23 protein-coding genes and 3 pseudogenes are annotated in these 23,794 nt (G+C 58.3%); 17 read left to right on the forward strand and 9 right to left on the reverse strand.

The genetic code is table 11. The features are described from left to right. Positions 1-54: 54 nt before the first annotated feature. Positions 55-828 carry an ABC transporter substrate-binding protein gene (locus CAF79_RS06190; protein ID WP_064383630.1) on the reverse strand — a complete coding sequence of 258 codons (774 nt, stop codon included), beginning with the start codon at positions 826-828 and terminating at the stop codon, positions 55-57. Positions 829-1,522: 694 nt separating this feature from the next. Beyond that, on the reverse strand, positions 1,523-3,478 hold the full coding sequence (acs, locus tag CAF79_RS06195) for an acetate--CoA ligase (protein ID WP_085697086.1): 1,956 nt from the start codon (positions 3,476-3,478) through the stop codon (positions 1,523-1,525). Between the two features lie 452 nt (positions 3,479-3,930). Between acs and CAF79_RS06200 the strand changes: the two genes are divergently transcribed. The 5 genes from CAF79_RS06200 to CAF79_RS06220 all read left to right on the forward strand — a co-directional run bounded on the left by CAF79_RS06200 (position 3,931) and on the right by CAF79_RS06220 (position 8,857). Then, positions 3,931-4,191 carry a DUF2790 domain-containing protein gene (locus CAF79_RS06200; protein WP_085683611.1) on the forward strand — a complete coding sequence of 87 codons (261 nt, stop codon included), beginning with the start codon at positions 3,931-3,933 and terminating at the stop codon, positions 4,189-4,191. A 554-nt stretch (positions 4,192-4,745) separates the two neighbouring features. Next, entirely contained in the window at positions 4,746-5,996 is a 1,251-nt protein-coding gene (locus CAF79_RS06205) for a ribonucleotide-diphosphate reductase subunit beta (protein WP_085683612.1), read from the forward strand. A gap of 347 nt (positions 5,997-6,343) precedes the next feature. After that, complete coding sequence (locus CAF79_RS06210) at positions 6,344-6,874, forward strand: Bro-N domain-containing protein (protein WP_085697233.1); 531 nt, start codon at positions 6,344-6,346, stop codon at positions 6,872-6,874. Positions 6,875-6,988: 114 nt separating this feature from the next. After that, a complete protein-coding gene (locus CAF79_RS06215; RefSeq protein ID WP_085697087.1) occupies positions 6,989-7,702 on the forward strand; it encodes an HNH endonuclease signature motif containing protein in 714 nt (237 codons plus the stop codon). 168 nt (positions 7,703-7,870) lie between these two features. Then, complete coding sequence (locus tag CAF79_RS06220; protein ID WP_085697088.1) at positions 7,871-8,857, forward strand: hypothetical protein; 987 nt, start codon at positions 7,871-7,873, stop codon at positions 8,855-8,857. A gap of 3 nt (positions 8,858-8,860) precedes the next feature. On the opposite strand, the gene CAF79_RS06225 is transcribed toward CAF79_RS06220, so the two are convergent. Together CAF79_RS06225 and CAF79_RS06230 are read right to left on the reverse strand one after the other, a co-directional pair. Next, the gene (locus tag CAF79_RS06225; RefSeq protein WP_256579237.1) at positions 8,861-10,117 is read right to left on the reverse strand and encodes a hypothetical protein; all 1,257 of its coding nucleotides are present in this window, start codon (positions 10,115-10,117) and stop codon (positions 8,861-8,863) included. After that, the gene (locus CAF79_RS06230) at positions 10,105-10,920 is read right to left on the reverse strand and encodes a sulfite exporter TauE/SafE family protein (protein ID WP_085697090.1); all 816 of its coding nucleotides are present in this window, start codon (positions 10,918-10,920) and stop codon (positions 10,105-10,107) included. Before CAF79_RS06230 ends, CAF79_RS06225 begins: the two co-directional genes overlap by 13 nt. Before the next feature lie 112 nt (positions 10,921-11,032). Between CAF79_RS06230 and CAF79_RS06235 the strand changes: the two genes are divergently transcribed. The 3 genes from CAF79_RS06235 to CAF79_RS06245 all read left to right on the forward strand — a co-directional run bounded on the left by CAF79_RS06235 (position 11,033) and on the right by CAF79_RS06245 (position 12,483). Further along, positions 11,033-11,800 (forward strand): helix-turn-helix domain-containing protein, encoded by a 768-nt coding sequence (locus CAF79_RS06235; RefSeq protein WP_085697091.1) that lies wholly within the window; start codon positions 11,033-11,035, stop codon positions 11,798-11,800. A gap of 93 nt (positions 11,801-11,893) precedes the next feature. Beyond that, positions 11,894-12,211, forward strand: coding sequence for a hypothetical protein (locus CAF79_RS06240; protein WP_085697092.1), 318 nt, complete (start codon positions 11,894-11,896; stop codon positions 12,209-12,211). A gap of 20 nt (positions 12,212-12,231) precedes the next feature. Beyond that, positions 12,232-12,483 carry an XRE family transcriptional regulator gene (locus CAF79_RS06245; RefSeq protein ID WP_085697093.1) on the forward strand — a complete coding sequence of 84 codons (252 nt, stop codon included), beginning with the start codon at positions 12,232-12,234 and terminating at the stop codon, positions 12,481-12,483. Between the two features lie 42 nt (positions 12,484-12,525). Here CAF79_RS06245 and CAF79_RS06250 read toward each other — a convergent pair whose 3' ends face one another. Continuing rightward, positions 12,526-13,578: an MBL fold metallo-hydrolase gene (locus tag CAF79_RS06250; protein ID WP_085697094.1), complete on the reverse strand. Its 1,053-nt coding sequence runs from the start codon at positions 13,576-13,578 to the stop codon at positions 12,526-12,528. 213 nt (positions 13,579-13,791) lie between these two features. Here CAF79_RS06250 and CAF79_RS06255 point away from each other — a divergent pair, with 213 nt between their 5' ends. From CAF79_RS06255 to CAF79_RS06270, 5 genes and pseudogenes are all read left to right on the forward strand, one after another. Continuing rightward, on the forward strand, positions 13,792-14,400 hold the full coding sequence (locus CAF79_RS06255; RefSeq protein WP_085697095.1) for a TetR/AcrR family transcriptional regulator: 609 nt from the start codon (positions 13,792-13,794) through the stop codon (positions 14,398-14,400). 147 nt (positions 14,401-14,547) lie between these two features. Continuing rightward, positions 14,548-15,600, forward strand: a complete 1,053-nt coding sequence (locus CAF79_RS06260) for a diguanylate cyclase (protein ID WP_085697234.1) — start codon at positions 14,548-14,550, stop codon at positions 15,598-15,600. 175 nt (positions 15,601-15,775) lie between these two features. Further along, positions 15,776-16,549: pseudogene (locus CAF79_RS29650) on the forward strand (PAS domain-containing protein); the annotation flags it as partial. A gap of 108 nt (positions 16,550-16,657) precedes the next feature. Then, positions 16,658-17,095: pseudogene (locus CAF79_RS29655) on the forward strand (methyl-accepting chemotaxis protein); the annotation flags it as partial. A gap of 126 nt (positions 17,096-17,221) precedes the next feature. Next, positions 17,222-17,764, forward strand: a complete 543-nt coding sequence (locus tag CAF79_RS06270) for a DUF1003 domain-containing protein (protein WP_085697097.1) — start codon at positions 17,222-17,224, stop codon at positions 17,762-17,764. 7 nt (positions 17,765-17,771) lie between these two features. Here the strand turns inward: CAF79_RS06270 and CAF79_RS06275 are convergent, their stop codons facing one another. Next, a complete protein-coding gene (locus CAF79_RS06275; RefSeq protein ID WP_085697098.1) occupies positions 17,772-18,713 on the reverse strand; it encodes a LysR family transcriptional regulator in 942 nt (313 codons plus the stop codon). Between the two features lie 15 nt (positions 18,714-18,728). On the opposite strand from CAF79_RS06275, the gene CAF79_RS06280 reads away from it, so the two are divergent. Both CAF79_RS06280 and CAF79_RS06285 read left to right on the forward strand, forming a co-directional pair. Further along, positions 18,729-19,436, forward strand: a complete 708-nt coding sequence (locus CAF79_RS06280; RefSeq protein ID WP_085697099.1) for a CTP synthase — start codon at positions 18,729-18,731, stop codon at positions 19,434-19,436. Then, positions 19,433-19,747: an antibiotic biosynthesis monooxygenase gene (locus CAF79_RS06285; protein ID WP_085697100.1), complete on the forward strand. Its 315-nt coding sequence runs from the start codon at positions 19,433-19,435 to the stop codon at positions 19,745-19,747. The genes CAF79_RS06280 and CAF79_RS06285 overlap by 4 nt, the downstream gene beginning before the upstream one ends. Before the next feature lie 71 nt (positions 19,748-19,818). Here the strand turns inward: CAF79_RS06285 and CAF79_RS06290 are convergent, their stop codons facing one another. Beyond that, the gene (locus CAF79_RS06290) at positions 19,819-20,145 is read right to left on the reverse strand and encodes a DUF2025 family protein (RefSeq protein ID WP_085697101.1); all 327 of its coding nucleotides are present in this window, start codon (positions 20,143-20,145) and stop codon (positions 19,819-19,821) included. 217 nt (positions 20,146-20,362) lie between these two features. On the opposite strand from CAF79_RS06290, the gene CAF79_RS06295 reads away from it, so the two are divergent. Together CAF79_RS06295 and CAF79_RS06300 are read left to right on the forward strand one after the other, a co-directional pair. Further along, positions 20,363-21,490, forward strand: a complete 1,128-nt coding sequence (locus tag CAF79_RS06295; protein WP_085697102.1) for a glycerophosphodiester phosphodiesterase — start codon at positions 20,363-20,365, stop codon at positions 21,488-21,490. Positions 21,491-21,628: 138 nt separating this feature from the next. Continuing rightward, positions 21,629-21,934, forward strand: coding sequence for a PepSY domain-containing protein (locus CAF79_RS06300; RefSeq protein WP_007951089.1), 306 nt, complete (start codon positions 21,629-21,631; stop codon positions 21,932-21,934). Positions 21,935-22,142: 208 nt separating this feature from the next. Here the strand turns inward: CAF79_RS06300 and CAF79_RS29660 are convergent, their stop codons facing one another. Further along, entirely contained in the window at positions 22,143-22,910 is a 768-nt protein-coding gene (locus tag CAF79_RS29660; protein WP_371917914.1) for a methyl-accepting chemotaxis protein, read from the reverse strand. Between the two features lie 165 nt (positions 22,911-23,075). Further along, positions 23,076-23,765: pseudogene (locus CAF79_RS29665) on the reverse strand (methyl-accepting chemotaxis protein); the annotation flags it as partial. Positions 23,766-23,794 lie beyond the last annotated feature (29 nt).

Here is a 23,794-nt window from a genome sequence, read left to right on the forward strand (position 1 = left end):
CAAACCGCAGAGATCCTGTTGCTTGCGCCATTTCGGACGGGTCGAGCGACGTCTTTACTTGCCGTAAATGTCGAAGTCGAAGTACTTGTCCTGGATTGCCTTGTACTTGCCGTTTTCGCGGATGGCCGCGATGGCAGTATTGATCTTGTCTTTCAGGGCGTCGCCCTTGCGTACCGCGATGCCTACGCCGTCGCCGAAGTATTTGACGTCGGTGAACGCCGGGCCGACGAACGCGAAGCCTTTGCCGGCGTCGGTTTTCAGGAAGCCGTCATTCAACAGCGTAGCGTCCGCCACGGTGCCGTCGAGGCGGCCGGCGGCCACGTCGAGGTAGATTTCGTTCTGCGAGCCGTACGGCTTGATCTCGGCACCCAGCGGGGCCAGGACTTCGCGGGCGAAACGCTCGTGGATCGAACCACGCTGCACGCCGATGTTCTTGCCCTTGAGCTCGGCCAGACCTTCGCTGACCTGAGTGCCTTCCTTCATCACAAGGCGAGCCGGGGTGTTGTAGTACTTGTTGGTGAAGTCCACGGACTTCTTGCGGTCTTCAGTGATCGACATGGACGACAGGATCGCGTCGATCTTGCGCACTTTCAGTGCCGGGATCAGACCGTCGAACTCTTGCTCGACCCACTGGCACTTGACCTTCATTTCTTCGCACAGTGCGTTGCCGATGTCGTAGTCGAAACCGACGATGCTGCCGTCCGGCGCTTTGGAGGCGAATGGAGGGTAAGCCGCTTCGATACCGATTTTCAGAGGCTTTTCATCGGCGAATGTCGGCAGGGACAGCACGGACAGTGCCAGGGCGCCAAGCAGCACAAGTTTCTTCATCTTGGGACTCCATCGGTAAAGGGCAAAAACGGCAGAGTGAGCGACAGCCCAATATGCGAATGGGTGTAACGAAATCGATTGCTGCGTGCGTGGGACAGTTCCAGTCAAAACCGCGAAGGCTTCAACGCAAGCCACGACGAGCGAGTGATCGGCATTCTAACGACAGGCCCGAAGCCGATATTTCTTCAATGCGACAACTAATTACAGATGCACCGAGAAACCCGCTTGAGCACATTGACAGCCCTGCAATTTCATGCAAGAGCGAAAGACAGTGAACCGATCTATGCTGCAAATTGCGGGCCTATTATTCGCAAACCCTTCTAATCCGGCAAGCGCGGGGATGCGTCTTATTTTTCACCGGGGGTTTTGAGGCTCTAAAACGGGGCGATGCGTTTCCGGACGCCCCGTTGCGGAGCGGGCGGTTACACATTCAGTTACTTGAACGCTGACGGGTAACAGTGGGAATGGGCTGACGGAGCAATTCGATAATTATTGGCCGAAGATTCCCCCCCTAACTGATTGTTCCCACGCTCCGCGTGGTAACGCCTCCCTCGACGCTCTGCGTCCGCTCTTGGGACGCAGAGCGTCCCGGGCTGCATTCCCACGCAGAGCGTGGGAACGATCGACTCCACAAATGAAAAAGCCCCGCCCGGCGCGATGCCGGGCGGGGCTTTTCAGCCTTGAGACCCGCCGCTTACGCGACGTTCATGGTCTTGTGCGTATCGATCAGGTGTTGCACCACACCCGGATCGGCCAAGGTGGAAATATCACCCAACCCTTCGTACTCGGCCGTGGCGATCTTGCGCAGGATGCGGCGCATGATCTTGCCCGAACGGGTCTTCGGCAGCCCCGGCGCCCACTGGATCACGTCCGGCGAAGCAATCGGACCGATCTCCTTGCGCACCCAGTTCTTCAGTTCCAGACGCAGCTGCTCACTCGGCTCTTCGCCGTTTTTCAGGGTGACGTAGACATAAATGCCCTGCCCCTTGATGTCGTGCGGCACACCGACCACCGCCGCTTCGGCGACTTTCGGGTGAGCGACCATCGCGCTTTCGATCTCGGCGGTGCCCATGCGGTGGCCGGACACGTTGAGCACGTCGTCCACGCGACCGGTGATCCAGTAATAACCGTCGGCATCGCGACGGGCGCCGTCACCGGTGAAGTACATGCCACGGAAGGTCTTGAAGTAGGTGTCGACGAAACGGTCATGATCGCCATACAGCGTGCGCGCCTGACCTGGCCACGAATCGAGAATCACCAGATTGCCTTCGGCCTCGCCCTCGATGATGTTGCCGAGGTTGTCCACCAGCGCCGGCACCACACCGAAGAACGGACGTGCTGCAGAACCCGGCTTCATTGCATGAGCGCCCGGCAGCGGGCTCATCATGTTGCCGCCGGTTTCGGTCTGCCACCAGGTATCGACGATCGGGCAACGGGACTTGCCGACGTTCTTGTAGTACCAGTCCCAGGCTTCCGGGTTGATCGGCTCGCCCACCGAACCCAGCAGACGCAGGCTGCTGCCGTCCGCGCCTTCAACAGCGGCGGTGCCGGAGGCCATCATCGCGCGGATCGCGGTCGGCGCGGTGTAGAGGATGTTGACCTTATGCTTGTCGACGATCTTCGCCACCCGGGTGATGTCCGGATAGTTCGGCACACCTTCGAACAACAGCGTGGTCGCGCCGTTGGCCAGCGGGCCGTAGACGATGTAGGAGTGACCGGTGACCCAGCCCACGTCGGCGGTGCACCAGTAGATTTCGCCCGGACGGTAGTCAAACACGCGCTCGTGGGTCATGGCCGCGTACAACAGATAGCCACCAGTGGTGTGCTGAACGCCCTTCGGCTTGCCGGTGGAGCCGGAGGTATAAAGGATGAACAGCGCTTCTTCGGCGCCCATCTCTTTCGGCGCGCAGACGGTGCCCGCCACTTTCATCAGGTCTTCGTACCAGATGTCGCGGTGCTGGTTCCACTTGATGTCACCGCCGGTGCGCTTGCACACGATGACTTTCTGGATGCTGCTGGTTTCCGGGTTGGTCAGGGCGTCGTCGACGTTGGCCTTGAGGGAAATCTTCTTGCCGGCGCGGATGCCTTCGTCAGCGGTGATCACCACTTTCGAGCGGCAGTCGATGATGCGACCGGCCAGGGCTTCCGGCGAGAAACCGCCGAACACCACCGAGTGAATCGCACCGATCCGGGTGCAGGCCAGCATGGCGACCACGGCTTCGGGAATCATCGGCATATAAATGGTCACCACGTCGCCGCGGTGTACGTCCTGACCACGCAGGGCGTTGGCGAACTTGCACACTTGTTCGTGCAGTTCGCGGTAAGTGATGTTGCGGCTTTCGGAAGGATCGTCGCCTTCCCAGATGATGGCGACCTGATCGCCGCGCTCGGCCAGATGACGGTCGAGGCAGTTGTAGGAAACGTTCAGGGTGCCGTCGGCAAACCATTTGATATCGACATGGTGATCGTCGAACGAAGTCTGTTTCACCGTGGTGAAAGGCTTGATCCAGTCGAGGCGCTTGGCTTGTTCGCGCCAGAAGCCGTCAGGGTTGACGACCGACTGTTGGTACATGGCTTTGTAGGTCGCCTCGTCGGTCAGCGTATTGGCCAGAACCTCGGGACGAACGGGATACAGGGAAGCCGCACTCATCTTTCCTACCTCGGTGTAATAGTTGTTTTTGTATGACCCTGTTGTAGCCGGGGCGCCCGTATAGAACCATTCGACGATGGTAGTAACAAGCCCCTACAAAACATCCAGAAATGCCCGGAACACCCCTGAAGCAAACGACGCAACCCTTGTGGGAGCTGGCTTGCGAGCGATTCAGACGACCCGGTTTCCCGAGAAAGCCGCAGCGGTGGTCACACGATATCCAGCGATTGTTACCAAATCTGCCAAAGGTGTTTATCAAAACCGGGTCTGTTTACCCCTACTCCGCCTCCCTAAAATTCACCTCGCCGACAAGGCAAAGCGATTAACAAGGTTACAGCCCCCACGAAGGCCGTTAATCCAGTTCTGAAGTAACAAAGCAAAACGATGAAGTTCCACACGCAACCCCAAAAAGGTTGCGTGACCCCACTCGACCTCAAGAAGGTAAATTTCAAATGAAAGCTTTATTGGTTCTGGCCCTCAGCAGTCTGTGCGCAACCGCCATGGCAGACGAGGTTCCGACTGATGTCGCACAGCAACAACCCGCCATCGAGGAATACACTTACTCCACTCACCTGGACATCGCCAAAGTTGTTTCCATGAGCGAAGTTCCAAATGTCTGCGAAGTAGTACCGATGAAAATGGAGTACGACGACTCCAAGGGTCAGCGTCACATCCTGCGCTACAGCATCATGGGCAACGGCTGCACCAATTGATGTTTTGAGACTGCACCGAATCGGATCGCTCAGCGCAACATCGAGGGTCGATTCCAGCCCGGCTTCGGTCGGGCTCAGTTGTGTTTGAAGCGGCGCAAAAGGGTTGCAAAACACAAGATATAGTGAAAAACCCGGTTTTTTGCTCGTTTTTTGAGCAATCAATCACACGCCAAAAAATTAATGAAAAAAAATTCTCCGGGGCCAATCCCGGCGAAAGCCCTGTAAACCCTCGCTCCGAACGAAATCACCTTCGCGCTCGACCACCCTGCGCTGTTTCGCCCTCCCCCACGCGGTTGTTTTTTTCCCTATAATGCCGCCCCATCGGGTCAGCAATATTCCCTTACAGGGATCAAAGCCATTCTGAAGCCCCGCAGCAGCGTCAACGCTGACTCGCGCCCGTCAGAGGCTCTCGGAAACCCGAAAAAAATTTCTGTTTATTGCCTGCGTAGCACCGCTGCAAAAAACGACATCCAACGCGGCCTGTACGGCCGTGTGAAAAACCAACCCATCAGTTTTCACACGGGCACAGGCCCTCACGCAGGAGACGACACGTCATGCTGAGCTGGGACGAATTCGACAAAGAAGACAGTGAAGAAGCAGTAGTGAAAGGCGCCAACGCCGGCCACGCTAGCGAAGCCAACATGGACCGCCTCGACAGCGCCGGCGGTGCCGCCGCCCTCGAAGCCCGTGCCGTGACCGCCGAAGACTCGGCCGCCGTGGCCCGCGCCAAGGCTGCACTGGATTCCCTCGACGTCGCCGAAGGCCTCGCCGAACTCGAAGGCTCCGCCGCCCGTGTCGCCGTTGACGAAAAGCGCATGATCAACTGCCGCGCCGACCTCAACCAGCTCGTGCCATTCAAGTACGACTGGGCCTGGCAGAAATACCTGGACGGCTGCGCAAACCACTGGATGCCGCAAGAAGTCAACATGACCGCCGACATCGCCCTCTGGAAAAACCCGGAAGGCCTGACCGACGACGAGCGCCGCATCGTGATGCGCAACCTCGGCTTCTTCTCCACCGCCGACTCCCTGGTTGCCAACAACCTGGCCCTGGCCGTGTACCGCCTGATCACCAACCCGGAATGCCGCCAGTACATCCTGCGCCAGGCCTTCGAAGAGGCGATCCACACCCACGCCTACCAGTACTGCATCGAATCGCTGGGCATGGATGAAGGCGAGATCTTCAACATGTACCACGAGATCCCGTCGGTCGCGAAAAAAGCCGCCTGGGGCCTGAAATACACCCGCGCCATCTCCGACCCGGAATTCAACACCGGCACCGTAGAGACCGACAAAGAACTGCTGCGCAACCTGATCGCCTACTACTGTGTTCTGGAAGGCATCTTCTTCTACTGCGGCTTCACCCAGATCCTCTCCATGGGCCGCCGCAACAAAATGACCGGCGTCGCCGAGCAGTTCCAGTACATCCTGCGCGACGAATCCATGCACCTGAACTTCGGCATCGACGTGATCAACCAGATCAAAATCGAAAACCCGCACCTGTGGGACGCCGAAATGAAGGAAGAAGCCTCGCAGATGATCCTGCAGGGCACCCAACTGGAAATCGAATACGCCCGCGACACCATGCCTCGCGGCGTACTGGGCATGAACGCAGCGATGATGGAGGACTACCTGAAGTTCATCGCTAACCGTCGTCTGTCGCAGATCGGCCTTAAAGAAGAATATCCAGGGACCACTAACCCGTTCCCTTGGATGAGCGAGATTATGGACTTGAAGAAAGAGAAGAATTTCTTTGAGACTCGTGTGATCGAATACCAAACTGGTGGTGCGTTGAGCTGGGACTAATAGTCTCGCTCGCCACGATTTGATGACTGCTGCTTGAGTCGTCAAATTCAGAAAGCAAAAGCCCCGATTTTATCGGGGCTTTTTTTATAGGCGACTGGTAATCCTTTTCCATCCCTACGTGGCAGCGCTCAATCTCCTACAGCACTTACAGCCGCTTCGCATTGAAGCCAACTGCAAGCACCTCTAAGCTCAATTGCAGGTGCCTAAGAAACACCCAACGTAGAAAGCTTGGCCAGTTACACAGACGCACATGTCGTCGGTGGAACTGCCCCGCTCGTTGGGATTTCTTCAGTCCACTCTACGTTGGGGTCAGGCCCTCCAAAAATCTAAACGTAGAGGTAATGGATATGCCTAATCCTTTTTCTGTAACAGTCTTCTCACGTCACAACCTCGCTCTACATGCCCTTCTGCTCGAAAACCAAACGTGGTTCTGCGCTCGCGATGTCGGCCGCTTGATGGGTTTCCATCTGTGCGAACGCATGGTCAACAAGCTAGATAAAGATCAACGTCGCGTTTTGTGGATTGAGTATTTTCGGCAACCTGAAAAGCAGTTAATGCTCAGCGAGTCAGGTGTGTATGCGCTGCTGGTGTATCACTACGTCCCAGGGAATCGCTTGTTACGTGAGTGGTTAACTCTGCAGGTGGTGCCGGCCTTGCGCGATGCAGAGCACTCAGGACATTCAGAACGACCGATATTGAGTTTGTTGGATTGGCCGGAGATGTCGTTGAGTCTGTTGCATTGGCAGGATGAAGGCTGGATTCGGCTGCGGGATATGCCTTACCTGCTGAGCGATCAGACGCAACGGCAAAGACCGGGGAAGCCTTGGTGGCGAAAGGTTGCGCAGGTGTTTCAGTCTTCGAGGCATTCCATGGGCTAGTGATGGTGGTTGTAGGACTTCGCGAGATTCGTCGTTATTTTCTGTAGGAATTTTCGTAGACAGCTGTGATGGCCACTCAGTATCGTCCGAGGGTTTTCAACCCTCGGCGATTGTATGGATACGGAAAAAACTAATAGCGACTGGAGTGACGTAGAGATTCAGGCTGCGGTCGATGCCTACCTCAAGATGCTGGCGCGTGAGCAGAGCGGCCAGAAATTCGTCAAGACTGAGGAAAATCGCATTCTGCGAGAAGGCCCACTCGCCAGCCGGACGAAGGGTTCTGTCGAATTTCGGATGCAGAACATTTCTACCGTGTTGGTAGAAATGGGTCGAAAGCGTATTGAAGGCTATAAACCTGCCAAGAATGTTGGTGCGAATGTAGCGCGTAGCATCCGTAAAGCACTTGATGATTCCACCGTTCTGACGCTTGAAGATTCTGATCCAACTGCGGACGAAGCGTTACTGGAACAACGCGCAGACAAATTTGAGCGAACGCAATTTGATTACGTCCCCCAAGGGATAAAGACACCTCTCCAAACGACGGCCACCAGAAAGGTTTACTTTCGTGATCCCGAATTGAGGGGCTGGGTTCGTCAGGAAGCCAATGGGAAGTGCGAAGGTTGTGGCGAAGAAGCGCCATTTAAGAAAAATGGAAAACCGTTTCTTGAAGCTCATCACGTAAAGCATATGTCGCAAGAAGGATCGGACCAGCCTTCGAATGTCGTGGCGCTGTGTCCCAACTGTCACCAACGTTGCCACCATTCGGATGACAGAGAGGCTTTCACTGCTTGGCTGTATGACAACGTTGGAAGACTCGAAAGGGAATAATCGCGGTTTATCTGACTAATCGCGCTTGCTGACTTTCGGGCTGCTTTGCGGCCCAGCGGGAGCTGGCTCACTCACACAGACTTTGCATCATCCCGAAAACAATCAGTGCAACCCACCCCACCACCCGCTATTAATACCCCTCCCCCACTCAAGGACCCGAGCCCCACCATGAAATTCGACCTCGCCTACTGCCTCAGCCTCGACGACAAGTTGTCGATCTATGACGTTCGCGATCTCAATTTCGATGAGACGGTGGCGTTCGATTCCGCCAAGGAGCACTTCCAGTGCCCCAACGACGCTTGTCGTGCGGCGTTCGATGCCTCCAACGAGTTGGGCACGTTCAACGCCAAGAACGTGAATTACGTGCGCACGCCGCACTTCAAGAATCTGCCCGGTACGCAGCATGTGGCGGGTTGTCCGTATGTGAGTGTGAAGACGTCGGCGTCTGGGGTTGAGGCGGCGGATGGGGAATCGGATGACGGGCGGGAGGAGCATTTCCCGTCGGAGTTGTTGCTGACGCGTCGTGAGTATGTGCGCAAGCCTGCCGCGCCAGCGGGGGTGGCGGATGTGTTGCGGGATGATCCGGTGCGGGTGGCGGCTACTCCCTCAAAAGAGTCGCCGAGTCGTGAGACGGCGCCGGACAAGACCAGTGTCTTCGCTCACCCCGTGGAGTGTTTTGTGTCGAACTTCGCGGACAAGGATTTGCTCAAGCGCATGCCGTTGAAGATTGGCGAGCATACGGCGCCGTACAGTTCGTTCTTCAAGAAGATCGAATACCTGACGGACAACAAGGGGCTGATTTACTGGGGCCGGATCAAGAAGATCGAGGACTTTCACAGCGCCAGTTTCCGGATCGATTTCGAGGACAAAGTCTGGTTCAAGAAGCCGGATGACAGCAAGAAGAAACCTTATCCGGTCAGTGTCTATCTGAACAAAAAGCTGATCGACAACTACCGCAAGCGCAAGGCGTTTCTGGAAGAGATCAAGCACGCGATCGACAGTGATAAGGAGTTGTTCTGCTTCTTCTATGGCGTGACGCCGGAGTTGAAACAGGTGCCGGGCAAGAAGAACCCCGAAAAGCCTTTCGAGGTCTTCAATGCCAATATCGAGAACCTGGATCACTTCATCATTCGTGAAGCGCCGGGTTTGGCGTGATGGTTAGCCCTGGGGCAGTTGCAGTTTGACGGCGCCGGGGTGTTGCTTGACGACTGAGTACGGCAGGATGCTCCAGTCTACGAATCCGCACACTGCCGCGACGTGGGGATACGACGGATCAAACTTGATGCCCTGCTCCGTGAAGTACCACCCCATGAATTGCCAGGGATCGCTCTCGTCGTAGTGACAGTCGTTATCGCCCTCTGCAGTGACGGTCATTTGCCGGGGATACAGTTTCAGCAACTGTGCGACCAGCCAGGGCGCCAACTCTGTAGTCCGGTATTTCGACCAGGCATCAGAAGAACCGGGTGAGCCTGCATTGAAATCATCGTGTTGTTCATAGTGCAGCGGCTGACCTTGCCCTACCCACAAAACGTCCTCGAGCGTCAGTGTCTGACCGGTTGTGGCATCGAAGTTGAGCGCGTCGTTGCTTTGGTCCGGGTAGGCGCCGCCACAGTAATAATCCGTTGAAATCCGCACACTCATAACCGAAGGCGTCATCCACAGAGGTTGGCTGGATTGAGAGTAGTCACCCGAACAACTGAAATACGCGATCACCTCTCCCCACAATCGGCCCATCAATTGTTGGTTGATGCGTTGGCGCACTTGCGGGGAATAACCGGACACCACTTCAAAAAGCGAAGCTTGTGATTTGGGCTCGCTCCACCATTGCAGTGTGTAGCCCATGAAAGTTTCGGTTTTGCCCTTTTGCAGTTTCATTCCTTGCAGCCGCAGATACTCGTATGGAGCCTTCTCACGCAGGCTGACGATATAGGGCAATGCGTCGACGGGGGCTTGCGGAATCATTGCGGGCTGCAATTCAACCTTGAGGGTTTTCCCGGCTGGATTACTCCACTCACCGGACCAATTGCTCCCGATCGCGTGTAAACGAAGCGTTGGACGGGAGTCCCCGTCCATCATCGAACCTTCGCTAAGTTCGAGCGTGTCCCCATCCCTGGAACCTTCGAGTTCCAGATCCTTGCGGTACTTCTGGTAGAAGTAACGCCCCTCTCCCGTTCGGGTATTCATCTCCAGAACGATCGCCGTCTTACCCAGCGTTCCCGTGTAAACCTGCGTAGCGTTTTCAGCCCATGCCAGAGGATGGAAAAAAACGGCGAGTACTAAAATGCCGGAAAAGCGCAACAATCCGTGGAACATCAATTCTTCCTTGAGCCAGCGGGCAAATGCCGCAAAAAGTGACCGTGGATTATGTCGATGTTGTAGCGGGGAATCGAGCTTCGTCCGGATCAGCTCACGCACATACTGATCATCACAATCACCAGCAACCCGATATACACCCACGCATGCACCCGATCCGGTATCCGCCCGATCCACCGCGTGGCCAATCGAATCCCCAGCATCGAACCCAACGTCAGCACCCCAAACGCCAGCAGATCCACATAGCCGATAAACCATGGCCCGAGGTCTGTCTCGCTGAACCCCGCCATCAGCATGTACGTCAGCGTCCCCGCCAATGCCACCGGTACGCTCAGCGGATTGGCCATCGAAGTCGCCTGCGACATGGTCAACCCGCAACGCCGCAACAACGGCACAGTCATGACGCTTCCTCCTACGCCGAGAAAGGTCGCGATGGCGCCAATGCCTACCCCACCGCCGGACGTTTCCACCGTTCCCAATCGCCGTGGGATGACGCCTTCGGACCGTGTGAGAAAGCCGCGTCGCAGCAGGCAATCGACAATCGTCACGCCGAGGTAGGCGATGAAGGCATAGCGAATGACCTCACCGCTCACCCACACCGCCGCGACGGCACCGACAATAGAGCCCAATCCTATGAACCCGCCTAAGGGCCACAGGTAATCCCGGATCAGGTTGCCGGCGCGGCGGTGTTTGTCGGTCGCTATCAGGGCGTTGACGATCATCACGCAGGTCGAGGTGGCGACGGCAATATGCATGGCGGATTGGCCAATCGGGTCGTCGGCGCCGTGGCTGGCGGTGAGCATGCGGTACAGCAGCGGCACGACGACGAAGCCGCCGCCGAAGCCGAAGAGCACGGCGGTGACGCCGGCCAGGCAGCCGAAGAGTGTCAGCAAGAGGTAGAACATGGCGCGTCGTCCATTGCTTGGGAGCTGTCGACTGTAGAGCCGCGGCGCTTGGCCTGCTTCAGCAAGTCAGCCAATAATGTTTGCGTTTACGCCAATTGCCGGGTGCCGCTCGATGCGCAATGTTTCGATCAATCTGCTGGATGACACGCCGCGCCCGGTGGTGGCGATCGGTACGGATTATTCCCACGGCTATCTGTTGCCACGTCATACGCATCGGCGGGCGCAATTGTTGTACGGCGCGACCGGCGTGATGCAGGTCAGCACGCATGACGGCAACTGGGTAGTGCCGCCGCAGCGTGCGGTGTGGATTCCGCCGGGGGTGGCGCATGAGGTGTTGATGCTGGGGGTCAGCACTCGCAGTTTGTATATCGAGCCGGGGGCAGTGGATCTGGGTGAGCGTTGTCAGGTGATCAGTGTGTCGCCGTTGATGCGGCACTTGTTGATGGAGGCCGTCGAGCTGCCACTGGCGTATGACCTGACCGGTCGCGACGGTGCGCTGATCGATTTGTTGCTGCATGAATTGCTGCGCAGTGCACCGTTGCCGCTGCACATTCCGCTGCCGTCTGACGGAAGACTGCTCGAACTGTGTCAGACCTTTCTGCATCAGCCGAATGCCCACCAATCACCCCAGCAGTGGGCCGATCAACTGCACGTAAGCTTGCGCACCTTCAACAGACTGTTTCGTCAGCAAACCGGCCTGAGTTTCAGTCAATGGCGCCAGCGCGCCTGTGTGGTACTGGGGCTGGCACGACTGGCGGCGGGTGAAGCGGTGACACGGATTGCCCTGGATTTCGGTTATGACAGTCCGGCGGCGTTCTCGACGATGTTCCGCCGAATCCTCGGTCAGGCACCGTCCGTCTGGTTGGAGCCGGCGAACTAGGGCAAATCAAAAAATGCGTTTGATCCCGGCCGAAAACAACTGTACAAAAACACAGTACATTTTCTATCAGCACTCTCGAGCCCGGAGCACACCATGGCCTCTTCAGCGATGAACCTCATCCTCGAACGTATCGCCCTTTTCCAGTTCACCCCGACCCACTGCGTCCAGGCCCGAGGAATGCTGGGCTGGAGCGTGGAACAACTGTCACGGGAGGCAGGGGTTTCGATAGACGACATCCAGCGGTTTGAAGCACAGCAGGACGTGGTGGATTCGGCGCGGCTGGCGTTGACCTATCGGTTTGAGGCGCAGGGGTTGGTGTTTTTTCCGGGGTTTGCGCCGGGGCGTTCGACAAGCATCAAAGGGACCACGGCCGAGTCGGTGGAACGTGGGAATTTTGCGATGGCAGACTGAGGACTCAGGACTTGATCGAAATGGAAGAAAGCACAGGTAACGTTTATCAAGACCTAAGCGTTGGTGATGCATACGAGATGCAGGCCAAGGCAGAAGCGGTGATGAAGTTGTCTGCACTGATGGAAACTGCGCAGATGAGCGGAATTGAAGCGGCGGAGAAACTTGAGATATCGCTGGAGAAACTAGAGGGCATGCTCCGAGGACGATTCCGCGATATACCATCCGCCACAATTTCAAAGTACCTGAATCAGATTTCGGTAAAAGAAGCCTGAAAGAGCGGTTCGCTCCGATGGGGAGCGAGCCCGAGAAACTCGTCAGGCCCCTTGAACCACCGCCTCACTCTCCCCTTCAACCTCCAACCACCACGCATTCCCGCGTTGCGGTTGTGCCAGGTTGAACGCCTCGCCCATTTGAGGGGTGGTAATGGAAACACTGCGCTCCCAGGCCAGCGCCAGAATGCGATCAAACGGTTCATGCCAGGCATGCATCGCCAGATCGAACGTGCCGTTGTGGATCGGGAATAACCAGCGGCCCTTGAGGTCGATGTGGGCTTGCAGGGTTTCTTCCGGTTGCATGTGCACGTGGGGCCATTCGACGTTGTAGGCGCCGGTTTCCATCAGGGTCAGGTCAAACGGGCCGTACTGTTCGCCGATGCGTTTGAAGCCGTCGAAGTAGCCGCTGTCACCGCTGAAGAAAATCCGTGTGTCGCCGTGGATGATCACCCAGGAAGCCCACAGGGTCTGGTTGCCATCGAACAGACCGCGACCGGAAAAATGCTGCGACGGGGTGGCGATGAAGCGGATGCCGGCGACTTCGGTGCCCTGCCACCAGTCGAACTGGTGGATCTTGTCGGCATCGATGCCCCATTTGATCAGGGTGTCGCCGACGCCCAGCGGGGTCAGAAAGACGTTGACCTTGTCGGCCAGTTTCAACACCGCTTCGTAGTCGAGGTGGTCGTAGTGGTTGTGCGACAGGATCACCGCTTCGATCGGCGGCAATTCGTCGATGCTGATCGGTGGTTGGTGAAAGCGTTTCGGCCCGGCCCATTGCACCGGCGAGGCACGCTCGGCGAACACCGGGTCGGTGATCCAGAATTTGTCTTGCAGTTTGAGCAGCAGGGTCGAGTGACCGAGGCGATAAACGCTGTGGTTGGGCGCCGCGATCAGGTCCGCGCGGGTCAGTGGCTGCACCGGAATGGCCGCGGCCGGCCGGCTGTTGCGCGGTTTGTGGAAGATCATGTTCCACATGATTCGTAGCATCTTACGCACACCTTCACGCTGCACCGGCGCATGGTTGCGGAATACGCCTTCGGCTTGACGCGAAGGTTCAGGAGTTTGACTGCCCGCAGAAGCAATGGATTTGGCCATGACTGAATGACTCCGGAAACACCGCGCAATTCACGGATTCCCACGGTGGGACGATAATGGCCAAGGCACGCACGCATCAGCCGGACATCTGGTTTTAGGTTGCACCGATTAACGCAGCATTACACTGACCGGTGTACTTTCTAGGTTGCATCAATCCTGGTGACAAGTAAACTGCCGAGTGTAATTTCACCCTTTTCCTGCCGAATCGAATTTATGACAGCCCCCCAGCGCCTCACCGACCGTAAACGCGAAGCCATCATCCAGGCCGCGATCACCGAATTCCGTACCAACGGTTTCGAGGTCACTAGCATGGACAAGATTGCGGCCACTGCCGGGGTGTCGAAGCGCACGGTGTACAACCATTTCCCCAGCAAGGAAGAGCTGTTCGCCGAAATTCTCAACCAGTTGTGGGCACGGATCAGCACCGAGCAAGCCGTGTCGTACCAGCCCGACCAGCCATTGCGCGATCAATTGCGAACGATGCTGCTGGCCAAACTGCAGACGATGGCAGACGACAACTTCATGAACCTGGCCCGGGTCGCCATCGCCGCCGCGATCCACTCCCCCGAGCGCGCGCAAAACATGGTGGCGCGCATGGGCGAACGTGAGGAAAGCGTGACCGTGTGGATTCGTGCCGCCCAGGCCGACGGTCGGTTGAAACCGGTTGATCCGGAGTTCGCCGCGCATCAGGTGCAGGGGTTGTTGAAGGCGTTTGCATTCTGGCCGCAGATCTCCATGGGCCAGCCCTCACTCGACAGCACCACGCAAAATGCCGTGGTCGACTCTGCACTCGATATGTTTCTGGCCTGTTATCAGCTCTAGACAAGGACCTGCGCCACGGTAAATGGCTCATAAGGACACTGAATTTTCCCGCTGGAATAAATGACAATGTCTGCCTTTGGCCGATGAACGGTCTGTCTGAAGAATGACACTGCAAAGTGTTTCAGAATGAATCTGGCGCAGAACATCATGGAAAACCAACGCGGCAAAGGCTTGTCATTCGCCAAGCGCATTTACTTGCCACGGGCCATCGGGTTGGGCATCGGTTTTTTCAGTGTCGGTGCCGCGCTGTATCCGTTGAACATACCGGGCTGGCTCTGGGCGCTGTTGCTGTTCAACGGTTTTCTCTGGCCTCACGTGGCCTATCAATGGTCGACCCGCTCGGCTTTCCCCTATCGCGCCGAACGCCGCAACCTGCTTTATGACTCGGTTTGCGGCGGCTTCTGGACCGCGTGCTTCCAGTTCAATCCGCTGACCACAGTAACCATTCTGTCGATGATGACCATGAACAACGTGGCCGCCGGCGGCCAGCGCCTGTTCCTGCTCGGCGCCCTCGCTCAGGTGATCGGCGTGCTGCTGGGCTGGTCGGTGTTCGGCGTCCATTTCACCCTGACGGCCACGCCGATTCAGGTTTGGGCCTGCCTGCCAATGCTGACCCTTTATCCGTTGGCGCTGGGCATGGTCTGTTACCGGTTGGCGATCAAACTCGCCGAACACAAACGCACCCTGAGCGCCCGAAGCCGCACCGACAGCCTGACCGGCCTGCTCAACCACGGCGCCTGGAAAGACCTGCTGCATCTCAAGTTCCAGCAGTGCCGACAACACAATTCCCAAGCCATTCTGGCGCTGATCGACATCGATCATTTCAAGTCGATCAACGACAGTTACGGGCACATCGTCGGCGATGCGGTGCTGCGGCAATTGAGTCGCGAGCTGAAATTCGTGCTCGACGAAAGCGAACTGGCCGGGCGTTACGGCGGCGATGAATTCTGCGTGATATTGCCCAACCTGCCACTGAACAAGGCCGAAGCACTCATGGAGCAATTGCGTCAGGGAATGGATCGTTATCGCCACCCCGACGTCGCCGAACTGCGCGTCAGCCTGAGCATCGGCCTCGCCCGCTATCAGACCTTATACGCCGACGCCCTTGAGTGGTTCGACGATGCCGACAAGGCGCTATACACCGCCAAGCACGCGGGACGTAACACGATCAGCGTAGCGTTGAGCCGATCCGGCGCCTGAAAAAACTTGTACAAAATTGAAAAAAATCGATTTCTTGTACAAGTTTATAAAGTTTTGTATAAGTGAACCCGCCAGCCTGGATGCTGGCACACTGCTGCCAGCCATCGACATGTCTGGCTGACTGACGCGGAAACAGGGAACCCACTATCAGCCCTATTTCCAGAGTGCCTCCAGCATGTTTTTCAATCGCCACAAGACCGTCCTCGCCGATCTCCAAAACACCATTACCGAACAGTCCAGTCTGCTGGAAGCGATCAACCGCTCCATGGCGGTGATCGAATTCGATCTCGACGGCGTCGTGCTCAGTGCCAACGACAATTTCCTGAAAACCATGGGCTACACGGCTGAACAGGCGATCGGCCAGCCCCATCGCCGCTTCTGCCCGCCAGCGTTTGCCAATGGCCATCAATACACAGAGTTGTGGTCGCGATTGAAAAGCGGCCAGTTTCAGTCCGGCACCTTTGAACGAATCGACAGCCAAGGCCGACCGATCTGGCTCGAGGCCAGCTACAACCCGATCAAGGATGCCTCGGGCCGGGTAGTGAAAGTGGTCAAATACGCCATGGACGTCACCACCAAAGTCCAGCAGGAAAGTGAAGCCAACGCCAAGTTGCAGGCCATTGATCGCGCCATGGCGGTGATCGAATTCGATCTCGACGGTAATATCCTCACTGCCAATCAGAATTTTCTGACGCGCATGGGTTACACACTCGCCGAGCTGAAGGGCAAGCATCATCGGCTGTTCTGCCCGGCGGATCTGGTCAACAGCAGCGACTATCAGGACTTCTGGCGCCGGTTGAACCAGGGCGAGTTGTTTCAGGGGCAGTTCGAACGCATCGACAAACGCGGCCAGACCGTGTGGCTGGAAGCCAACTACAACCCGGTCTACGACGCCGCCGGCCGCTTGTGCAAAGTCGTAAAATTCGCCTCCGACGTAACCGCCCGGGTCGAGCAGCATGAGCAGGATGCACGCAGCGCCAGTGCCGCTTATCACATCTCCGTCGCCACCCGAAAAGTCGCCGAGCAAGGCACGCAAGTGATCCAGCAAGCGGCCAGTGAAATGCGCGAAATCGCCGACGACATTGCCGAGTCATCCACACTGATTGCGCAACTGGGCGAGCGCTCCGAACAGATCACCGCCATCGTCAACACCATCCGCGCGATTGCCGACCAGACCAACCTTTTGGCCCTGAACGCCGCCATCGAAGCCGCCCGTGCGGGCGAGCAGGGTCGCGGCTTTGCGGTGGTGGCCGATGAAGTGCGGCAGTTGGCGGCGCGCACCAGCGGCTCGACGGCAGAGATTTCCAATATGATCGGCCTGATCCAGAGTGAAACCCGTCAGGCGATCAAGAGCATGGACGGCACCCGGGGTCGCGCAGCACAGGGTGTTGAACTGGCGGATCAGGCCGGCACGGTAATCCTGCAGATTCGTGACGGCGCCAGCGAGGCGGTGGAAGCCGTAAGCATGTTCGCCAATGAGCGGGCGCGAGGATGAAATCCGCCACCATCGGCTAGCCCCCCGGCGCTGGCATCTCTTTCGGGAGCCAGCTGCCAGCGCTGGGCACAAGCTCCACGGCGCGGGACTATAGTGTCTTCAGTCCCAAGCGTCACCGAGCCCATCATGACTATCAAACATCCCGAATCGCCTTCCCCTGCCGCCGCCGATCACCTGCGCTTCCACCGCCCCCACGCCCATCTCAACACGACGTTCGGCAACGACAAGTTCGCCTTGCGCGCCGAGGCGTTTGCACGATTCTTCGGCACACCGACCTTTCTCGGCGCACAGACTCTGATTGTGGTGCTCTGGATGGGGCTCAACGTCAGCGGCGTAACCGGGTTCGACGCTTACCCGTTCATCCTGTTGAATCTTGCGTTCAGTCTGCAGGCCGCCTATGCCGCCCCGCTGATTCTGCTGGCCCAGACCCGTCAGGCCGCACGGGACAAAGCGCAATCAGAGGCCGACGCACAGCATCGTGAGGCGCTGGCGGTGGCCAACAGCGAACGCCAGGCGGAGGCGGCGAAGAACACTGCGCAACTGCTCGAATTACTGCAGCAGAACACACACCTGACCGAGATGACCAAGGACCTGACCGAGCGCATCGAAATCCTCACACGCGAAGTTCATCAGCACATCCTGCAACAGGAACAACGCCCTTCGTCATGATTCCTCTTCAGGCCAGACGCAACGCCCGCCCCAATTCATCAAACAACGTGACCACCGAGCGCAATGCGCGGCAGTCCGGGCGGGTCAGCAACCACAGCGCGGTGTCATAACCGTGCAAGGGTTCGCTCAGAGCTTGCAGCCCTTCGTTGATGAGAAAGTCCGGCAACGCCGCCACGCCCAGTCCGGCGCGGACCAGTTCGGTCACAGACAGCATGCTGTTGCAGCGATAACTTGGCGTCACACCCGGCAACTGCTGACGGCGCCAGGCAACGGTCGGGTGATCGGGCAGAAAGTCGTCCGTGGCGATCCAGGTCAGCGCTGCCAGATCGGCCGCTTCAACCTTTTGTAGATAACGCGGACTGGCGCAGACCCGGTAGGAAATCTTCGCCAGCTCCCGTCCGACCAGATGCTCCGGCGGTGTACGCGTCAGGCGCACGGCGATGTCGGCATCACGACGGCTGAGGTTGGCGAAATCGTTGGACGTGCTCAGCTCGATGGTCAGCGCCGGGTAGTTCGGCATGAACTGCGCCAGCGCCGGCAGCAACAGACTTTGCAACACCGAGTCGGTGCAGGTCAGGCGCACCGTGCCGCTGACCACTTCACCGCCCTGCTCCACACCAATACGCGCCGCTTCCAGTGCTTGTTCAGCACGTTCGGCCTGCTCGGCCAGGGTTTGCGCGAGGCTGGTGGGCAGGTAACCGGCGCGGCTTTTTTCGAACAGTTGCTGACCCAGTGCAGCTTCCAGTCGGCGCACGGCGCGAAACACCGTCGACACATCGACCTTCAGCAGCTGCGCGGCCCGGGCCAGAGAGCCGCCGCGCACCAAAGCGAGGATCAGGGCCAGATCCGGGAAATCCAGTCGGTATTGCGTGGCTGCATTGATCACTTGGGCAAACGCCAATTTTGAGTGCGTGAACGCCAATCTATAGTGAGCGCCATCACTCAACAAGCACAGCGAGTACTCATGGAACCCAGAGCCCTGCGCATCGCCCTGATCGGTGATTACGATCCGCAAGTCACCGCCCACCAGGCCATCCCGGTCGCCCTTGGTCTGGCGACGGAGCACCTTCGCCATCCGGTCGATTTCGAATGGTTGGCCACCGACCGAATCCTGCCCGAGACGCCGCTGGAATATTTCGACGGTTTCTGGTGTGTGCCGGCCAGCCCCTACAAAAGCGAAGTCGGTGCACTGCGAGCCATTCGTTTTGCCCGCGAACAGCAGCGCCCTTTCCTCGGCACCTGTGGCGGTTTTCAGCATGCGGTGCTGGAGTTTTCCCGCAACGTACTGGGCTGGGCCGACGCCGAGCATGGCGAAACTTCACCTGACTCGAGCCGTGCGGTGCTCTCGCCCCTGACGTGTTCACTGGTGGAAGCGGTGGACAGCATCCATCTGGTGCCCGGTTCGTTGATCGCCAAGGCGTACGAAACGTCGGAGATTCGCGAAGGCTATCGCTGCCGCTATGGTGTGAATCCGCAGTTCGAACGGGAGTTGCTGATCCATGATCTGCACGCCGTGGGTCACGATTCGGCAGGTGATCTGCGCGCCATCGAACTGAAAAACCATGTGTTCTTTGTCGCGACGCTGTTCCAGCCGGAACGCGCAGCACTCAAGGGGCAATTGCCACCGCTGGTGCGGGCGTTTGTCGAAGCCTGCGCGGAGCAACCTCGATGAAACCGAACACTGAATGCTTCGCCGTGATCTTCACCTCGACCCGCACCGAGGGTGACAACGGCTACACCGAGGCCTCCGAGCGCATGATGCAATTGGTGGCCGAGCAACCGGGTTTTCTCGGTATCGATTCGATCCGGGGCGCGGACGGCGTGGGGATTACGGTTTCGTACTGGGAGAGTGAGGCGGCGATTCTGGCCTGGCGCGAGCATCCAGAGCACCGGGTGATTCAGGCGCGCGGGCGGGCGGAATGGTATTCGGCGTTTCATACGCGGGTGTGTCGGGTGGAGCGGGAGTATCGGTTTGCGAGGTGAGTAAAAAGGTGTACTCACTGGCCTCTTCGCGGGCAAGCCCGCGATGAAGCCAGAAAAGTCACAGCAGAACCTCAGCCCTTCACCAGACTGCGCACCGCCTCAATTTCCGGCACTTCGCGTTTATTCATGTAAACGCGCAACGGCTCGGTGATATTGATCCGGTCGTCGATGTGCTGATCGAGCAGCAATTGGATCAACTCGCGCTTCAACGTCATGGTCTGTTCGGTGGCCGGTGCCCAGACGAATTCGCTGGCGGGAATAATGCCGTCATCGGCCACGTCCATGCCGAACGAGTCCTCACTGAAGCGCACGATGTACTGGCCGGTCTTGCGGTTGAGGCCGACGAAGCCCTTGAGGTCGTCGGCCGCCTGGCAGATGAGTTGCGATGTGATGCGCATGGTAAACCTCACGAAAAGGATCGATGGTCTACACGCAGGGCAATGAGAGGCGCGCCCTCTGCCGGGGCGGTTGCCGTGCCCAAGCGTACTGCAAACGAACGCACAAAAGTGCGGAAATATTCGTTTTCAGTACGTTTATGTCGGTCTCGCGATAGCACGTTTTCGTTTGAGTTGCTAAAAGGTACATCTTCGAAAATACCTGCGAAAGGACCTCGACATGCCCGCCACGTTCACCAAAAGCGCACTGCTGCTGAGCCTGATGCTCGGCCTCGGCCAGGCTCATGCCGCCGCCCAGCCAAGCCCTGCTGCGCTCGCTGCCTCCGAGGGCATTCCGCGTCCGGCGGTGATCGCCCACCGTGGCGCGTCCTTCGATGCCCCGGAATCCACCGCCGCCTCCTACAAACTGGCCCGCGACCTGGGCGCCGATTACCTGGAAATGGACTTGCAGCGCAGCAAGGACGGCGTGCTGTTCGCCCTGCACGATGACAATCTGCAGCGCACCACCGACGTCGCCACCAAGTTTCCGGAGCGCAAGGACAGCCCGGCCAATGCCTTCACCATGGCCGAACTGAAAACCCTCGACGCCGGCAGCTGGTACAACACCAAGTACCCGGATCGCGCGCGTCCGTCCTACGTTGGTCTGAAGATTCTGACCCTGGACGAAATCATCGACATCGCCCAGGCCAATCCGAAGCACAAGCCGGGTCTGTACATCGAAACCAAGGAGCCGAAACTGTTCCCGGGGATCGAGCATGACCTGAAGGAAAAACTCCAGGATCGCGGCTGGCTCAGCCCGGCCGGTTCGAAACTGGCGAAAAGCGCTCTCGGTGTCGGCCAGGGTAAAGGCAAGGTGATCCTGCAAACCTTCGAAAAGAGCAGCCTTGAAATGCTGCAGAAGGAAATGCCGCAGGTGCCAAAAATCCTGCTGCTGTGGGTGGGCGAAGGCAGCATCGAGCCGAAATCCAAAGTGACCTTTGCCGAATCCGGCGAGAAGGACAAGAACGCGTTCTACGGCAAGCAAGAGCCGAAAACCGAGGCCGAATTCAAGCAGTGGATCGACTACGCCAAGGCCCAGGGCGCCATCGGCACCGGCCCTTCGGCGAAGCTGACCCACGGCGGCGATCAGAGCTATTCGGACCTGGTGCAGCCATGGATGAACCAGTACACCCACGACAAGGGAATGCTGGTGCACGTCTACACCGTGGATGAGCCGGTGGACTTCGAGAAGGTCATGGACTCCGGCGTCGACGGCATCTTCACCAACCGCGCCAGCGAACTGTTGAAGTTCTATAAACGCCCGGCCGCCGCCAGTGTGGATCAGGTGTTGAAGAACAACGGCTTCTGATCTGCAAATCAGAGTGTCAGTACCGCGAGCAGGCTCGCTCCCTTGGGGAGTCCGGCCTGCTCGCTGCGTTTTAAGGGTGAATTAAGTTGCGGCGATTAACCTGAACTCACTTAAACGAATCACCCAAAGGAATAACCCATGAAAACCCTGACTGCCCTGTTTACCGCTGCCGCCCTGACACTCACCGCTGGCCTGGCCCAGGCTGACGTTCGCGTCGACCAGATCCCGCAACTGGTCAAGGAAGGCAAGATCAAGTCGCTGGAGTCGATGAACGAACAAGCGCTGAAACTGCATCCGGGTGCGACCATTACCGACACGGATCTGGATAACCACTTCAATGGTTATGAGTACGAAGTTGAATTGCGTACGGCTGATGGCAAAGAGTTCGATGTGGACTTCGACGCAACGACCGGCAAGGTGCTGACCAACAAGCAAGACACTTGATTGGCTGATAAGACAAAGCCGCACGATTAATAAATCGTGCGGCTTTTTTGTGTCCGCAAATTATGCGGAGGTCGAAACAGACGTGATGCTGACCATGGGAAATCTCCAATGCCGGTTATAGATGACCGGGCATCGGCGGCGGTCTGCACGAATTGAGATCGACTGTGTACCGACTCGGTAACCGAACCGGTACACAGTCACTGGCCGGTCAGACGCTCAGGCGCGCGGTGACGTCGTTCAGTTGGCCCGACAGGCCGTGCAGGTTCCGGCTGGCGCTTTCGGTGCGCTGCACGTTGTCGAGGTTGGTGCTGGCGATCGAGGTGATCTCGGTCAGGTTGCGCGAGATGTCTTCGGCCACCGAGGTCTGTTCTTCGGCCGCCGTGGCGATCTGGCGGTTCATGTCGCGGATCGCTTCCACCGCGTGGGTGATGCGCTCGAGCATGGCACCGGCCTGGGTCACTTGCTCGACGCTTTCATCGCTGCGGGTCTGGCCGCTGTCGATGGCCTGGGCAGCGTCCACCGCACCGGTCTGCACGCTGTGGATGATCTGGTTGATCTCGATGATCGACTCCGCCGTGCGCTGCGCGAGGTTGCGCACTTCATCGGCGACCACCGCAAAACCACGCCCGGCTTCCCCGGCCCGGGCCGCTTCGATGGCGGCGTTGAGCGCCAGCAGGTTGGTCTGCTCGGCGATCCCGCGAATCACTTCCAGCACCTTGCCGATGCGGCCGCTGTCGGCTTCCAGACGCCGGATGACCGTGGCGGTGTTGGCGATTTCACCGCGCATCTGGGTGATGCTGTGGATGGTGCTCTGCATGACCTTCTCGCCCTGTTGCGCGGACTGGTCGGCATCGTCGGCAGCACGCGCAGCGTCAGCCGCATGACGGGCGACTTCCTGGGCGGTGGCGGACATTTCGTTCATCGCCGTGGCCACCTGATCGGTGCGGTTGAACTGCTCGTTGGTGCCGCCGGCCATGACGGTGGCGATGGCGTTCAACTCGCCGCTGGCGCTGTCCAGATCCTTGGCGCTGTGTTGCAGGTGATTGAAGGTTTCGGCGAGGAAATCGCGCAGGGTGTTGGCGGCAGCCGCCAGGTTACCCAGCTCGTCCTGACGGTCGCTGGCCACGCGCTCGACCAGACGGCCCTTGCTCAACTGGGTGACGTAGTCGATGAGTTTGCGGATCGGTTCGACCAGATTGCGGTTGACCAGCCACAGGCTCAGCAAACCGATCAGCAGGCCCGACGCAAGCATCACCAGCAGCCCCAGCCAAACGGTGCGATCGGCACTGGCGCTGATCTGCGCCGATTGTTCGGTGCCCTGCTTGCGCAGCTCGGCCACCAGTTCACTCATCTGGTCGCTGGCGGCTCGGTCGACGCCTTTGACGGCAGCGTCGCCAGCGGTCGGATCGGCACCGGCGGCGACGTAGGCATCGCGACCCTTCTGATACGCAGCACCGAGCTGACGATGTTCTTCGCGCAGACGTTCGATGCGGGTTTTCAGTGCAGGCTCAAGGCTTTTCTGATTCGCAAGCTCACCGAGGATGCCCTGCACATCGCGCTGACGGTCTTCGAACTGGCTCCAGTATTTGGCCAGATCCGCCGGTTGCTTGCCGCGCAGCAGAACGTTTTTCCACTCCTGGACCTGCACCTTGAATTGCAGGTTGGCTTCGTCGATCAGTTGCGAGGCGTGCAAGGGGCCGGCGATCAACTGGCTGTAACTCTGCACGCCGTTGGACAGGAAGTGAAAACAAGCCAGCGCGATCAACAGCATCGCCAGCAGGCTGCCGCTCAGCAGGGCAAGAATTTGCGCTCTCAGGGATTTTTGCAGCATCGCAGGTACTCGGGACAGGGATGAGGCAC

The organism is Pseudomonas sp. B26(2017), assembly GCF_002113045.1.
GTDB lineage: Bacteria > Pseudomonadota > Gammaproteobacteria > Pseudomonadales > Pseudomonadaceae > Aquipseudomonas.

Coding starts and splice junctions, on each gene's coding strand:
- CAF79_RS06230 (WP_085697090.1), bottom strand. CDS start 10,920: ATGTTCTACCTCTTGCTGACACTCTTCGGCTGCCTGGCCGGCGTCACC.
- CAF79_RS06205 (WP_085683612.1), top strand. CDS start 4,746: ATGCTGAGCTGGGACGAATTCGACAAAGAAGACAGTGAAGAAGCAGTA.
- CAF79_RS06220 (WP_085697088.1), top strand. CDS start 7,871: ATGAAATTCGACCTCGCCTACTGCCTCAGCCTCGACGACAAGTTGTCG.
- CAF79_RS06260 (WP_085697234.1), top strand. CDS start 14,548: ATGGAAAACCAACGCGGCAAAGGCTTGTCATTCGCCAAGCGCATTTAC.
- CAF79_RS06210 (WP_085697233.1), top strand. CDS start 6,344: ATGCCTAATCCTTTTTCTGTAACAGTCTTCTCACGTCACAACCTCGCT.
- CAF79_RS06300 (WP_007951089.1), top strand. CDS start 21,629: ATGAAAACCCTGACTGCCCTGTTTACCGCTGCCGCCCTGACACTCACC.
- CAF79_RS06250 (WP_085697094.1), bottom strand. CDS start 13,578: ATGGCCAAATCCATTGCTTCTGCGGGCAGTCAAACTCCTGAACCTTCG.
- CAF79_RS06200 (WP_085683611.1), top strand. CDS start 3,931: ATGAAAGCTTTATTGGTTCTGGCCCTCAGCAGTCTGTGCGCAACCGCC.
- CAF79_RS29660 (WP_371917914.1), bottom strand. CDS start 22,910: ATGGCCGGCGGCACCAACGAGCAGTTCAACCGCACCGATCAGGTGGCC.
- CAF79_RS06255 (WP_085697095.1), top strand. CDS start 13,792: ATGACAGCCCCCCAGCGCCTCACCGACCGTAAACGCGAAGCCATCATC.
- CAF79_RS06245 (WP_085697093.1), top strand. CDS start 12,232: ATGGAAGAAAGCACAGGTAACGTTTATCAAGACCTAAGCGTTGGTGAT.
- CAF79_RS06190 (WP_064383630.1), bottom strand. CDS start 828: ATGAAGAAACTTGTGCTGCTTGGCGCCCTGGCACTGTCCGTGCTGTCC.
- CAF79_RS06235 (WP_085697091.1), top strand. CDS start 11,033: ATGCGCAATGTTTCGATCAATCTGCTGGATGACACGCCGCGCCCGGTG.
- acs (WP_085697086.1), bottom strand. CDS start 3,478: ATGAGTGCGGCTTCCCTGTATCCCGTTCGTCCCGAGGTTCTGGCCAAT.
- CAF79_RS06240 (WP_085697092.1), top strand. CDS start 11,894: ATGGCCTCTTCAGCGATGAACCTCATCCTCGAACGTATCGCCCTTTTC.
- CAF79_RS06215 (WP_085697087.1), top strand. CDS start 6,989: ATGGATACGGAAAAAACTAATAGCGACTGGAGTGACGTAGAGATTCAG.
- CAF79_RS06270 (WP_085697097.1), top strand. CDS start 17,222: ATGACTATCAAACATCCCGAATCGCCTTCCCCTGCCGCCGCCGATCAC.
- CAF79_RS06290 (WP_085697101.1), bottom strand. CDS start 20,145: ATGCGCATCACATCGCAACTCATCTGCCAGGCGGCCGACGACCTCAAG.
- CAF79_RS06285 (WP_085697100.1), top strand. CDS start 19,433: ATGAAACCGAACACTGAATGCTTCGCCGTGATCTTCACCTCGACCCGC.
- CAF79_RS06295 (WP_085697102.1), top strand. CDS start 20,363: ATGCCCGCCACGTTCACCAAAAGCGCACTGCTGCTGAGCCTGATGCTC.
- CAF79_RS06280 (WP_085697099.1), top strand. CDS start 18,729: ATGGAACCCAGAGCCCTGCGCATCGCCCTGATCGGTGATTACGATCCG.